General features: G+C 45.8%; 9 protein-coding genes. 1 reads left to right on the top strand and 8 read right to left on the bottom strand.

All coding sequences use genetic code 11. The annotated features are described in order from the left end of the window. Window positions 1-2: 2 nt before the first annotated feature. From MHI12_RS09085 to MHI12_RS09060, 6 genes are all read right to left on the bottom strand, one after another. Entirely contained in the window at window positions 3-236 is a 234-nt protein-coding gene (locus MHI12_RS09085; RefSeq protein ID WP_047842290.1) for a hypothetical protein, read from the bottom strand. A gap of 285 nt (window positions 237-521) precedes the next feature. Then, complete coding sequence (locus MHI12_RS09080; protein ID WP_405172197.1) at window positions 522-2,996, bottom strand: EAL domain-containing protein; 2,475 nt, start codon at window positions 2,994-2,996, stop codon at window positions 522-524. 265 nt (window positions 2,997-3,261) lie between these two features. Then, window positions 3,262-6,084, bottom strand: a complete 2,823-nt coding sequence (locus MHI12_RS09075) for an endo-1,4-beta-xylanase (protein ID WP_405172196.1) — start codon at window positions 6,082-6,084, stop codon at window positions 3,262-3,264. A 252-nt stretch (window positions 6,085-6,336) separates the two neighbouring features. Beyond that, a complete protein-coding gene (locus MHI12_RS09070; protein ID WP_405172195.1) occupies window positions 6,337-7,341 on the bottom strand; it encodes a LacI family DNA-binding transcriptional regulator in 1,005 nt (334 codons plus the stop codon). Window positions 7,342-7,470: 129 nt separating this feature from the next. Next, window positions 7,471-8,478: a protoglobin domain-containing protein gene (locus tag MHI12_RS09065; protein ID WP_405172194.1), complete on the bottom strand. Its 1,008-nt coding sequence runs from the start codon at window positions 8,476-8,478 to the stop codon at window positions 7,471-7,473. 243 nt (window positions 8,479-8,721) lie between these two features. Continuing rightward, window positions 8,722-10,617, bottom strand: coding sequence for a PrkA family serine protein kinase (locus MHI12_RS09060; RefSeq protein ID WP_036610009.1), 1,896 nt, complete (start codon window positions 10,615-10,617; stop codon window positions 8,722-8,724). A 361-nt stretch (window positions 10,618-10,978) separates the two neighbouring features. On the opposite strand from MHI12_RS09060, the gene MHI12_RS09055 reads away from it, so the two are divergent. Further along, window positions 10,979-11,824, top strand: coding sequence for a DUF2161 domain-containing phosphodiesterase (locus MHI12_RS09055; protein WP_405172193.1), 846 nt, complete (start codon window positions 10,979-10,981; stop codon window positions 11,822-11,824). A 114-nt stretch (window positions 11,825-11,938) separates the two neighbouring features. On the opposite strand, the gene MHI12_RS09050 is transcribed toward MHI12_RS09055, so the two are convergent. Further along, the gene (locus MHI12_RS09050; RefSeq protein WP_036610012.1) at window positions 11,939-12,565 is read right to left on the bottom strand and encodes an FMN-dependent NADH-azoreductase; all 627 of its coding nucleotides are present in this window, start codon (window positions 12,563-12,565) and stop codon (window positions 11,939-11,941) included. Window positions 12,566-12,757: 192 nt separating this feature from the next. Next, entirely contained in the window at window positions 12,758-13,981 is a 1,224-nt protein-coding gene (locus MHI12_RS09045; RefSeq protein ID WP_338593042.1) for a PLP-dependent aminotransferase family protein, read from the bottom strand. Window positions 13,982-14,011 lie beyond the last annotated feature (30 nt).

The raw sequence follows: 14,011 nt of genomic DNA, 5'->3' as shown, positions 1-14,011 counted from the left end.
AATTACAGCTCACCACGCTTCACCAGTTCAATCAAGTCATCTGTTGAATACAGCTTGCCTTGTTTAATGTCTTTCTCGGAAGCTTCAATCATTTGCCGTATCTCCGGATCGGAGTCTAGCTCATCCACCGGGTTATAGACTTCATATTCCAGACCGGCAATACGAATGAATTCCTTATGATCCTTCTCATAGGATTCAATGACAGTGCCATCAGGAGCCTTAAGACTAAAATTCATCCTTAGCAACCTCCTTTGATGATATCGCAAAAATTTGGTGAATCGTACTTTTACCTGAATTATAGCATACAACCATGTTGCATCTCAGCCATCAATCTTAGGATTACCAATAATATCAATCATATAAAATACAGCAGGTCCTAACGCCTTCTTTTCTAATCATTCCCCTAAAAAAACTGCTCTAAAAACTTAAACGGCAAGTTCCCTACACGTGATTGGGGACTTGCCGTTTAAGATATAGTTCAGCTAAACTGTAAAATCCTTTAATTGAAATGTTCACTCTGATTATACTGTTGGTGTACCATTATCCTGCAATCGCAGCGGCACAAAAAAATCATGCTCCACTTCACTTGCCGGCAGTGGGCGACTGAAATAATATCCCTGAATCTCGCGGCAATCATTCTGCATCAGAATATCCAGTTGGCCTTTCGTCTCAATGCCTTCGGCAATGACTTCCATCTTGAGATTCTGTGCCATCGATATAATGGTCGCCACAATGGCTTGATCGCTGTGACTCTCTGTAATGTCCGTCACAAACGATCGATCAATCTTGAGCTTGTGAATCGGGAAATGCTTCAGATAACTGAGTGAGCTGTAACCTGTACCGAAATCATCCAGGCTGATCTTGACACCCAGGGCTGTCAGTTCATTAAGAATCGCCGTGGATACGGCTGCATCCATCATCATGCTCTCTGTTATTTCCAGCTCCAGATATCGAGCTTCCAGCCCTGTCTCCAAGAGTGCATTCTTGACCTGTTCTACCAAGTTGGATTGGTGGAACTGCTGGCTGGACAAGTTAACCGATACCGGAATGAGTGGTCCGCCACTGGCATGCCAGAGTTTCATCTGCCTGCATGCTTCCCGCAGCGTCCAATTGCCAATCTCATAGATCATGCCTGTCTCTTCTGCAAGCGGGATAAACACATTGGGTGCGAGCAGACCTTTGAGTGGATGGTTCCAACGTATAAGAGCCTCCACACCAATCATGCGGCTATCCTCGGTACGAATCTGTGGTTGATAGTACAGGACCATCTCATCGCGTTCCAAAGCTTTACGAAGATAACCCTCCAGCTCAATGCGTTCATATAGTTCCGAATCCAGTTGGGCAGTATAGAATTGGAAACCATTTTTGCCGTTTTTCTTCACTTCATACATGGCAGAGTCCGCATGTTTCAGCAAAGCATCCACGCCCACTCCATGATCCGGGTACATCGCAATTCCAATGCTGGCGGTTACGTAAAAGTCATTCTCCTTCAGTCGATAAGGTAACTGAATGGCTTCAACAATCTGTTTTGCAAGTTCTGCCACTCTTACTTCTGTCGCTTGATCCTGGGTCACAACGAGTGTGAACTCGTCACCGCCCATCCGAGCCAGCATGACATTCTCCATAGCCAAGGGATCAGAAGCTTCTATGGCTTTCATGATCCGGTTGCTGACTTCTCTTAGAAATACATCTCCAATGGAATGTCCCAGCGAGTCATTAATCATCTTGAAACGATCTATATCCATCACCATAACGGCAAAAGAATTCCCTTTTTCTGCTGAATCGTTAATCGTACATGCCAGCACATCATCCAACTTGCGCCGATTGGGCAGTCCCGTCAACGGATCATGCAAAGCTTGGTGACGAATCTTCTCCTGAGCCTGTTTCTCCTCCGTAACGTCTTTGATCAAAATGTGACTTCCCACATGTCTGCCATCAATGACAACAGGAACTACAACAATACTAAGGTCCAGAAGTTCACCCTGTACATCTCTCATTTTGGCCATGTAGTGCGCCTGCTCCAGCCCATGATCATCCCAATCGATGGAATCAAATTCACTTATCCACTCTATATCGATTTGCTGAGCGATCTCATCAATGGAACGATCCATGACCTCTTTTTCAGGATATCCGGTGATTGTTGTTACAGCAGCATTAATGCCTTTGACAATACCTTCCTTGTTCACTGAAATAATGGCATCCGAATGGTTATGATACAGGGCCTGATACCATTGCTCATTCTCATGAATCCGTCGATCTTTCTGTGACATTCGCTGATTGATAAATATGCCAAACAACGTCAAGCCCAAAGCAATAAATGTGCCCGATGCGATCAAGTAGGCGAGAATGCCTGGCTCAATCTGCATACCTGAACTTACCATCGAGCCATGTGAATGATGGAAATGTGCGGCTGACATCCCGGTATAATGCATGCCAGAGATTCCAATACCCATAATGAGACCGCTGCCCATCTTGTAAACCCAGGTATGTCTTGATTGATGATAACGGAAAAAAAACATGAGCCACAATGCCGCAAATGAAGCAAGCGCTGCAATCAGAATAGATAACACCACTCTGCCTGGTTCATACGTAACCGGAATTGACATCGCTGCCATGCCCACATAATGCATCGAGCTGATCCCTGCTGTCATCAGTACTCCAGCAATCATGAGCTTACTTATCCTGCCCGATTGTCTACCCGCAATGTTCAAGGCCACCCCCGATGCGACAATAGCAAGTAGAACAGATAAAACAACCTTACCGGTGGAATAGGAGACTTGCGTAGGCAGAACAAAAGCCAGCATACCTACGAAATGCATGGACCAGATTCCCAGCCCCATGGATACTGCACCGCAGGTAAGCCATACATTCCGCGCCATCCCGTTAGCCTGACTTACACGGCCTGCAAGGTCAAGGGCAGCGTATGAAGCTAACGATGCAATAATATAGGATAAAATAACAAGTTCTAAGTTGTACGTGCCATGTAGGTGCTCCACTCACTCTGTCCTTTCAACCGGGAAATGCCTTGTATGTATGCAAAAATGTAAAAAAGAAGCGAGTGCGCTGTCTGGATGACAGGCACTCCCTCCGCATCATTTGACTCGTGACAACAGACTTAGTTGAAGCCGTTGTCATACATTGGAACCCGTTTATTTGAATGTATATAGTCTAAACGTCCCAGCCTTTAAAATCAACACTTATTTCCAGATATACAATGTTGAACAGCTAACATTCTCATATTCTAATTCACAACTAAATATTCTATTTACGAGTCAGTAACAGACTGCCAAAACCGGAAGTATCTTGATAAGAATTACCTGATGCATCACTCCAGATGGAGACACTGCTTCGCTTGCCATCCCCGGCGCCATCATCATTAACTTGAAGATCAAACCCAATCCATCTTTGCCCTTCAGCACGAACGCTGTCTAGTGGGATTGCCACTTCAACTGTATACCCTCCGCTTGTTAATCGGGTAGCTGATTTGAAACTTTCTTTCCGTGCATTTCCACCAAAAGAAGTCTCATTATCAAAATTGACCCGGTACTGGGCGTCATCCTCCTGATAGAATGTTGTCTGATCTTTGCTCGGGTCGATAAAAATTTCAATTGAATCTTGCTCATGTGCATTAGAACTTAATTTGCTTCGCAAAGGATCTTTCACATCTGCCAATACGTACAGGTATTTCTCATCCCATAACAGCTGTGCAGTCGCCGTTGCACCGGATTTTCCGACCACCCAGACATCCGTTTTAACAGATGCAGCCTTTTTCCAGACGTTATCCTTTTTTGCATCAATGACAGGTTTGCCATAAGTGACCTTGGTTTGTTTCAAGACAGAACCGAGCTTCAGTTTGCCCCGGTTGGCTGGTTTGTCAGGCTGTTGATTGGAAATATCATTCCAAACGATGGTCGCTATCTTTCCAGCAGCATGTTCATCCGTAATCCGAAAATCCAGAGACAAGACCTGGCCTTCGGTAAGTAAAGCGGCTGACATAGGCAGTGATGCGTATACAACATACCCGGTTTTTGTCTCCTGTACGTTGTAAGTATTTTTATCTTTGCCTTTACCGCCATCCCGTTTAAATGTATATTGACCATTTGCAGACGGCGGATTTTTCTTCTTGGCAGACAGATCAGCTTCAGAAGTTGCAGCGCCTGTCCCCTTGACTTCTTCCGCGAGGAAAACCTGCACCTGATCCCCTTTGCGACGTGTGGTATCCTTCACTTCCACTCTTAAATTCACCTTTTTGGCATCCCACATCATACGAGCCTCACCCGTAACCGCAGATGTACCATCTGCCAGATGATTAATTTCGAGTCCTTTCACAGCACCCCAAAGTATATCTTCCTGTCCTTTGTGGTTCGGGAAAGAAGGGCTGGCTTTCAATGCTGTCCATTCATTACGATAGATCGGAAGGGTGGTAGGGTCCACCAGTGCCCAAAAAGCCGGTTTTGCTTTTAATTTACGATCAAATAACAATGGTGCATCTTTGCGTCCTTTGACTGGATGATTGTCAAGCCATGTACCATCATCCGCAAGTCCCCATACTGTAACACTGTCCATTACGCCGCGTTTTCCCAGCTCGTCAAACAGGTCGAACAGTTCACGATAACGGTAAGCTTGTTGCAGCATTAATTCATCTGTGACAGGCATCTCCAGTTCAGAGTTACTCGAATAGATCGAAACGTCCAGCTCTGTAACCTGTACATTTACACCAAGAGCGATCACTTTCTCAAAAGCCTCACGAATGAGCTTTACATCCGGTCCGTACATGGATACATGCATCTGGAATCCAACCGCATCAATCGGTGTTCCTTTGGCAAGCAGCTTCTCTACAAGCTTCACCATATCATTCACCTTGTTTCCATTGCCCTCCATTCCATAGTCATTAATCACCAGTACAGCATCGGGGTCAGCCTCACGTGCATAACGGAAAGCCAGCTCAATGTAATCACTGTCATCTCCGTCGCCATCTACATCCCCAATAATATCTCTCCACTTGGAATTACTGGCCTCATTCCGTAAGCCGCCCCCGTCTGAGATGACTTCATTGACGACATCCCATGTATGAACCTTTCCTTTGTACCGGGTCACGATGGTTTGAATATGGGTTTTCATCCGTGCAAGCAACTGTTCCCGCGTGGCAGGTTTCGATGCATCATTCGGATCAGTAAAGAACCAATTCGGCACCTGACTATGCCATAACAGCGTATGACCTCTGATTTCCATGTCATTTGCTTCGGCAAACTTCACCAGGCGATCTGTCTCTGACCAGACAAACTCTCCTTCCTTGGGCTGCATCGCATCCATTTTCATAAAATTGTCCGCTGTAATACTATTAAAGTGTTTCGTCAACAACTGGGAATGCTGGTTTTCCGCGTCTAGTGCAGACTGGTTGATGGCAGCTCCCATTGCGTAATTTTGTCCCACGATATCGACCAGATTCGGAATATCCTTCTCAATTTCAATTTTCTGAGCAGCCGTAATCAGAACATCATCCACGTAAAATGAAATCGTATCTGCCGGCGTCACTTCCTCTGACGTCTTCCATGGTGTCTCCACATACATGCGGAATCCGGTGATGCCACTATTTTCTTCGGGAATCACCACATCGGCCTCGACTTTTTTCCACTGTCCTTTGTTCAAGGTAGCGGAGGCAAAGGTAGCATATTCAAGACTCGAAGCGTCCTTATTGTATTCTTTCTCGAGTGCACCGTTAAGGACCTGACTGTCCGGCCCTTCATCGTACATGGCCCAAAATGAAATATGAACTGTGCTACCCTTCTGTACATGATCCAGCACTTCAACTAAGGGTCCATGGAACGTTTCGGTACGTGAAGAGGTTCTCAGGCTGCGTGTACTGTCATGACCTACTTGCGTTACGATATCAAGCTTTTCACTTGCACGTGGACGCCATTGTCCCAACACACCATCTTCAAAATCAGCCTTGAACAGTACTTCATCATCGCCAGTCTTAACGTCCGCTGCCGAAGCACGTGTCCCTCCTGTTCCCACACTTGGGAACAAACTGAAGATCAATACAGCCGACAAGCACAAGCTCCACCATTTTCTCAAATGCATCCGATCTCCTCCTTGGTTCGTTGTTTGTGAAGAATAACCTTTGCTCTGCCATGTGCCAGCCCTTTACAAGATCGTTATACAGGATGGATAGATGCAAATGGACAGAAAATTGTAAGCACTTTCATTATACGATTGCTAGTAAACTTTGTTTACCCGTTAAACTATAGGACTTATTTTAAAAACTTCACCATAATATAAAACGACAAAAAGCACAGCTTGTTAGCTGTGCTCCATGTCACCGTCATTACATATTTACACTTTTAAAGGTGCTGTCGTCTGACGGATGACCAGATTGGAAGGTTCCGTAACCACAGGAGGAGAATAGGATGGATTCTCGATCATGGCAATCAGATATTCAATGGACTTAATACCAATGGAATAGATATTCTGATTCACCGTGGTCAACCCCGGTTTAAATACCTCAGCATAATACGTGTTATCGAACCCGACAACCGAGATATCTTCTGGTACACTCAGTCCATGCTTTTCAATTTCATGAATCGCACCAAAGGCAGACATGTCTGATGCACAGACAATTCCCGTTGGTTGATCCTGAAGTGCCAGCAATCGCCGGGCAGCCTTGCTTCCTCCGTCGAAGGAATAATCGCAGATCTCCAGATATACCGTAGAATACGGGATGCCGCATTCTCGCAGTCCTTCCCGATATCCTTCCAATCGCAGATTGGCTACAGCAGGTCCAAGTGTCCCTGAGATATAGGCAATTTTGCGGTGCCCAAGCTCATGCAGATGTTTGACACCCATCGAAATCCCGTTCGCGTTATCCGTAGTAATGTAACCGGCACGTTTGCCCAACATGTCCGTATCAACAAACATCGTTGGAATCTCTGCATCCACCAGTTCCTGAATACTCGCGTTTTCTCTGCCTTCCCCGAATACCACAACGCCATCCACATTACGACTGCGGCAATGTTTGATGAACGAGTACGCCGGATCATCGAATCGAGTAGACAACCGGACCAGGTCATATCCACTGTTCTCCAGCGCTGTCTTGATCCCTTCCAGCAACTCCGACACAAAAGGGTTCGTAAACGGAACTGTTAACAGTACTCCCACCGTCCATGAACGGCGTTTGACAAGTCCACGTGCGACCACATTGGGTTGATATTTCAATAATTCGATGGCTATATTGACTTTTTTGCGTGTTTTTTCACTTACATCAGGATAATCGTTTATCACTTTGGAAACGGTTGCAACAGATACTCCCGCTTCCTTGGCTACATCATGGATAGAAGCCATCTGATCACCTCAACCTCTTTCAAATCCCCTGTCTCCGGCTGCATTTTCTATAACATCGGCAGGTTTGTCTACCCATTATAGCTTAAAACAGCCTGAAACGGTATGGAAGGTTCCTAATGCTTTTAAGCTCTATTCCTGCTGTTCCAGATTCTTCAAATCCAGAGACAGTTTCTCCATTGTTGTTGCAAATACAGCGAGTTCAGCCGAGCGTGAAGCTTGGCTACGTGCTCCGCGAGACGTATGATCCGACTCCTGCTGCACACTGCTCAGTTTCTTCATGATCTGCTCCAGATTAGACTGAATTTTACCCTGGGCATCCCGAGAACTAGCTGCAAGCTTGCGCACCTCACTGGCAACTACTTCGAAGCCACGTCCGAACTCTCCTGCATGAGCAGCTTCAATCGCTGCGTTCAGACCGACAAGATGACTCTGATCCGATATCTCGCGAATGAGTTCACCCATTTTTCCGATCTGCTGGATCTCTCCTGTTAATTCGGTAAGCATAACCTGAGCCTGATCCTGAGAAGCCGCTGTTTCTTTGGCTACACTTGATATAGCCATTGCACTTTCATTTAATTCACTAATCATGCCTGTAAGCTCTTGGGTAATCTGCGTAATTGCCTGTAATGTATGTTTTTGGTCATCGGCAAGCTGATGTAACTTTTCTTTTTCTTTCTTCTCATAGGCTTCAAGGACAAGTTGTGAATCCAGGTTAAACATTTTGCTGAGCGCCTGAATGACAAGATGCCAGGAATCAGGGATAACCTGTTGGAATATGCTCGTTGCAATATCCAGGTAGACCATATAGGTACCCAGATAATAATCTTCAGACAGACCAATCCGTGAATGCACAAGTCCAATTGCAATCCGTTGCTCAATATATGCGTCATCCACGATTCCGTCTGTCATTGATAGCCAGTACATCTTCTGTGTTTCTTTTAGACGATCAATGGTAGAGAATCTTGCGATCAGATCTACCAATTCAGGATAATTCCCCACATGATTGTAGAAATGATCTACCACTTCATTAACGACTTTTTTAAAAACAGGCCGATGATCGGCAAGCAGTTTTAGATCCCCTGCGGTTAATCCCATGTAATCAAGTTGCTTCTGTCTTGTTGCGGAAATACTGCTCATATCTGGTTCAGTCAGCTCCTTAATAAACACTAAATTACTTTAAATTGTAAATATATGTATTGATTATAGACTAAAATACCTAAATATACATATACCATTAGAACTAATTCTCTTTAAAATTAACCTTATTTGTCAGCTTTTTAGACTAATATGACCTTCATTTAATTAAAAAGGCCCTGACCCTGCTGTGAAGGAGCCTCACAACAGGCATCAGGAGCCTGATCCGGAATGGTTCGTTGCCGATTAGCGATTAAGCAGACTACCCACATAACGTAACAGTTCATTCGCGCTTGCTGCGGTGTATCCATGTTCCTCAATTAAGCGTTTAATGACTTCATTCATACGTTTCAATTGTGTTGCATCTGGTGTTTTGGTTGAGGTTGTGATCTTGACGATGTCTTTCAGATCGGTGAACAACTTCTTCTCAATCGCTTCACGCAAACGGTCATGGCTGCTGTATTCGAACTTGCGCTCCTTGCGGGAGTAAGCCGAGATTCGGATCAGAATCTCTTCTCTGAACGCTTTCTTTGCATTCTCTGAGATCCCGATCTGTTCCTCAATGGATCGCATCAGACGCTCATCCGGGTCCATCTCTTCATCCGTGAGCGGGTCACGAATCTTGGACCAGTTGCAGAATGCTTCAATGTTATCGAGGTAATTCTCGAATAACGTTCTTGCGGATTCCTCGAATGAGTACACAAATGCTTTCTGTACTTCCTTCTTGGCCAGTTCATCATACTCCTTGCGTGCAAGAGCAATGAAGTTCAGATAACGCTCCCGCTCTTCCTTTGTGATCGAGGCATGTTGGTCCAGACCATCCTTGATCGCCCGCAGAATGTCCAGCGCGTTAATGCACTGAAGATTTTGCTTGATCAAAGCACTGGAGATCCGGTTAATGACATACCGTGGATCAATGCCGGACATCCCTTCATCCAAATACTCATTTTGCATCTCGCGCAGATCGGCTTCTTTGTATCCTTCCACTTCTTCACCATCATACATGCGCATCTTTTTAACGAGATCCATGCCTTGTTTCTTCGTTTCCTTCAAGCGGGTAAGTATCGAAAAAATGGCTGCAGTCCGCAGTGCATGCGGTGCAATATGAACATGCTTCATGTCACTTTGCTGAATGAGCTTGGCATAGATTTTCTCTTCCTCGGACACTTTCAGATTGTATGGAATCGGCATGACAATCATCCGGGATTGCAGTGCCTCATTCTTCTTGTTGGAGATAAAAGACTTATACTCCGATTCATTCGTATGCGCCACAATCATTTCATCCGCACTGATTAGGGCAAAGCGTCCTGCTTTGAAATTACCTTCTTGCGTGAGTGACAAGAGATTCCACAGGAATTTCTCATCACATTTCAACATCTCCTGGAACTCCATCAATCCACGATTCGCCTTGTTCAACTCCCCATCAAAACGATAGGCACGTGGATCGGATTCGGAACCAAACTCCGTAATGGTGGAGAAGTCGATACTCCCCGTCAGATCGGCAATATCCTGTGATTTCGGATCGGATGGACTGAACGTTCCTATTCCCACCCGATTATCTTCGGAAACAATGACCCGTTCCACCGGCACCTTGCTGATATCACCACCATATTCGGTACGGAGCCTCATCTGGCAGGATGGGCAAAGGTTACCCTCAATACGGACTCCAATTTCCTTTTCCACTTCAGGGCGAAGCTCCAGTGGAATCAGATGCAGCGGTTCCTCATGCATCGGGCATCCATCAATGGCATATATGGCACCTTTCTCTGTCCGCGAGAACTGTTCAAGCCCCCGCTTCAGCAGCGTCACCAGCGTTGATTTCCCTCCACTTACGGGACCCATCAGGAGCAAAATCCGCTTCCGTACATCCAGACGACGTGCTGCCGAGTGGAAGTATTCTTCAACCAGCTTTTCAATCGAACGATCCAGTCCAAAGATCTCCTGTTCAAAAAACTTGTACCGCTTATGCCCACCTACTTCTTCCACGCCAAACGATTCAATCATCTCATACACTCTGGCGTGAGCCGTCATTGCCGGAGTCGGGTCCTCTCTCAGCAGTGCAATATAATCTTCAAATGTTCCGTTCCATGTCAAACGGTCACTCTCTGCCCGATGTTCCGCAACGCGTTCAAAAATATTCATGCTTGGTACCTCCCATGGCTCCTTTAGTGTGATTGTCAACCATTCCGAATGGTATGAAGAAATCAATAGAATTGCGGCTCCTGCTTGAATACCAATCTTGCGGTCCTGTGTAGTCCCGCCACCCTCTGTCCAAACGTCTTGTTTTGTTGTGAAAAGTGTATTACATACCTATGCGGCAATTCGGATAAGTTGACCTCTTTTTTTCAATCAACCGCTTCGAATTTTGGCTTTTCCCTGTTCTATCAGACATCTTGTGCCTTCAGAAAAAAAAGAACGAATATGATATAATGAGGGTTCTAAATTCAGGAAACCGGACAACACATGGTCAGAGACAGGCCACTTCAGGAAAGGAGCACGGACGATGGCAGTGAAATACGAAACCGAATTATATTCGCCTGTGAAGGCTTTCTTCGAGCAGCGCGGCTTCGACGTCAAGGCGGAAGTCAGACATTGTGACCTCGTCGGAGTCAGATCGGACCAGGACGAACCACTGATCGTGGAGATGAAAAAAACATTTAACCTCTCCCTGTTGTTACAAGGTATGCAGCGCTTGAAGCTCAGCCCGTTCGTGTATCTGGCCGTCGAGCGCAATCGCAGTAAACGTGGAGCCGTGAACCAACGCTGGAGCGAATTGACCGCACTATGCAGACAACTTGGTCTAGGGCTGCTGACTGTCACATTTTACAAAACCAAAGCTCCCCTGATTGATGTATTGTGTGAGCCCTCCGCCCTGATCCCCCTCACTGGCCACAATCAGGTTACTCGTAAAAGCGGTGTTCGGCGGAAACGATTGCTCAAGGAATTCGACGAACGCAGCGGAGACTACAATACGGGAGGTAGCACACGAAGACAGCTGGTCACAGCATATCGTGAGAAGGCTTTGCGTGTCGCATCCGCTTTACGGACGAACGGAGAAGCCTCTCCGGCCAACCTTGCCAGACAGACAGGCGTAGGTTCTGCCGCAGCGATTCTGCAAAAAAATTATTATGGCTGGTTTGAACGCCTCTCCCGTGGAAAGTATATTCTGACGATTAAGGGAGTACAGGCGTTAACCGAGCATGCACACATGCTTGAGGATAATGATATGATTGAACGAACCATTAATGAACTCAATGTAACGTATTCTGTATCTGGTGAAAATAAGGACGACCTTGCACACATCGCTGAAACAGCGGAGCAGTACTTAAAAAATACAGGCAAGATCTGAACCGGAATCATCTGAAGTAACGGATGTAAAAAAAAATAAGAATGCAAAAAAAACACCTGTAATCTCCACTGGAGACTACAGGTGTTTTGATGTGTTCTATATAGAAGATTGTTATTAGAATTTTACTGCTACTTCGGAAGCCAATTTCAGACCTGCAGTAACGATTTCTTCAGCACGATCAGCAGAAGCGTTATGTCCTTCAACGATAACCACTTCAGGGTTTTGAATGCCCCACAAGCCGAGAACTGTTTTCAGGAAGTTCAGGGACATTTCAGCAGCTGCCATTGGGCCTTCGGAATAAACGCCACCACGTGCGTTAAGCAAAGCTACTTTTTTGTCGCCAGCAAGTCCTACAGGACCTTCAGCAGTGTATTTGAATGTTTTACCAGCTTGGCTCAGGTAAGCAATGTAGTTTACCAATGGAGCTGGAACAGTGAAGTTCCACAGTGGGAATGCAAATACAACTTTGTCAGCTGCCAGGAATTGATCTTGCAATTGTGCTGCAAGTGAAGCTGCTTTTTGCTCGTCAGCTGTCAGTTCAAAACCGTTAGCTGCTTTGTAAGTACCTGTGATAGCAGTGTTACCATAGAATGGGAATTCTGTATTGTAGAGATCCAACTCAGTAACTGTGTCACCTGGGTGGGACTCTTTGTATGCGCTCAAGAATGCATCGTACAATTTAACGCTGACTGCTTGATCTGCAGGACGGTCATTTGCTTTAACAAATAAAATATTAGACATGTTGAATTTTCCCCCGTTAGATAAAATATATGAGTGCTTTTCCTGAACTGGCCACCATTGTAGCTTATATAAAGAAACCAACAACTCATTAATTCATATTATATATAAAAATGTTAGTGGATGCAATAACGTAATCACTTTGGTCATGAACCAATTTTAATTTTTGCTACAAAATCTATTTTTTGATCTGACTTAGCTACGAGCCGTAAATTCGGAAATGGCTTCACTGATCAGGTTCATGCCAAGCAGCAATTCATCCCGGCCCGGATGGCTAAAGTTCAATCGGATGTAACGTTGATCCTGTACACCTGTGGAGCATAGTGATCCAGGAAGAAAGGATACACCTTTGGGCAAAGCCGCTTTAAGCAGAGCGCCACTATCCAATCCTTCCGGCAACTGTACCCACAGATACATTCCGCCCTCAGGGATGTTGTACTGACACCCTTTCCAGCCCGGCCTCTTCAACAGTTCTAGCATCAGTTTGAGTCTTGTCTTATACTCCCGATTCAACATCGATAGGTGATCACTCCAACGAAATGGGGAATGAGCAAGCAATTGATACAACAGCCGCTGATTCATCGGACTGGACTGACCATCTGCAATTCGTTTAACCGAGGCCATTGCCTGAATCAGCGCAGGATGTCCAGCGGCCCATCCGGTTCGAAGAGCGGGCGCTACCGTTTTGCTGAATGAACCAATGTAGAGAACATGTCCACCCTGATCGGCAGTATCCAGTGCAAAGAGTGAAGGATATTTACGATAGAATTCCGTTGGCTCAAGGCCATCGAAATGGAGCTCTCCATAAGAATCATCTTCCACAAGCAGTACACCATAGCGCGAACACAGCTCAAGGACAGCCTCCCGCCGTTCCATACTCCACAAAGCACCGGTCGGATTCGAGAAACTGGGTGCAGCAAAAAGCAGCTTCGGTCTAACCTGCTGCATGTGTTGCTCCAAAAGGTCTGGCAATATGCCGTCCCGATCACCCATTACGGGCACAATCTTGGCTCCTTGCATCTCCAGAACCTCAAGACAGCCTGGGGATGTGGGATGTTCAACCAGTACAGAATCTCCGGGCTCAAGCAATAGACGCATCACCAGATCGATGGCCTGCTGGGTACCAGTGGTCAACAGAATCTGCTCGGGTACCGTTCGTATGCCTTTGCGTGCATTCCAGTCTTTGTTCAACCACTCTCTTAGGGGCGTATAGCCTGCTGGCTCTCCATATTGCAATGCGGAGGGGCCTGAACTAAAGACAGACACCGCTGCTTCTTCCAACAATTTGAAAGGAAACAACTCCTCCGCAGGCAATTCTTCTGCCAGAGAAATGAAATAATCCCTGCCAGACATCTCACGTATATCCCTCAGTGGTGATGACAAAAGCCTGTTGGTACGGGAAGCAAAGAAATATTTCATCGATCCGTTCCCCTTTCGTCCCTATTCCGA

Source organism: Paenibacillus sp. FSL H8-0280 (genome assembly GCF_045040665.1).
In the GTDB taxonomy this organism is placed as follows: Bacteria; Bacillota; Bacilli; order Paenibacillales; family Paenibacillaceae; genus Paenibacillus; species Paenibacillus xylanexedens_A.
Note: the sequence above shows the minus strand (reverse complement) of the source record. Positions and strands in the feature narration are given on the sequence as shown.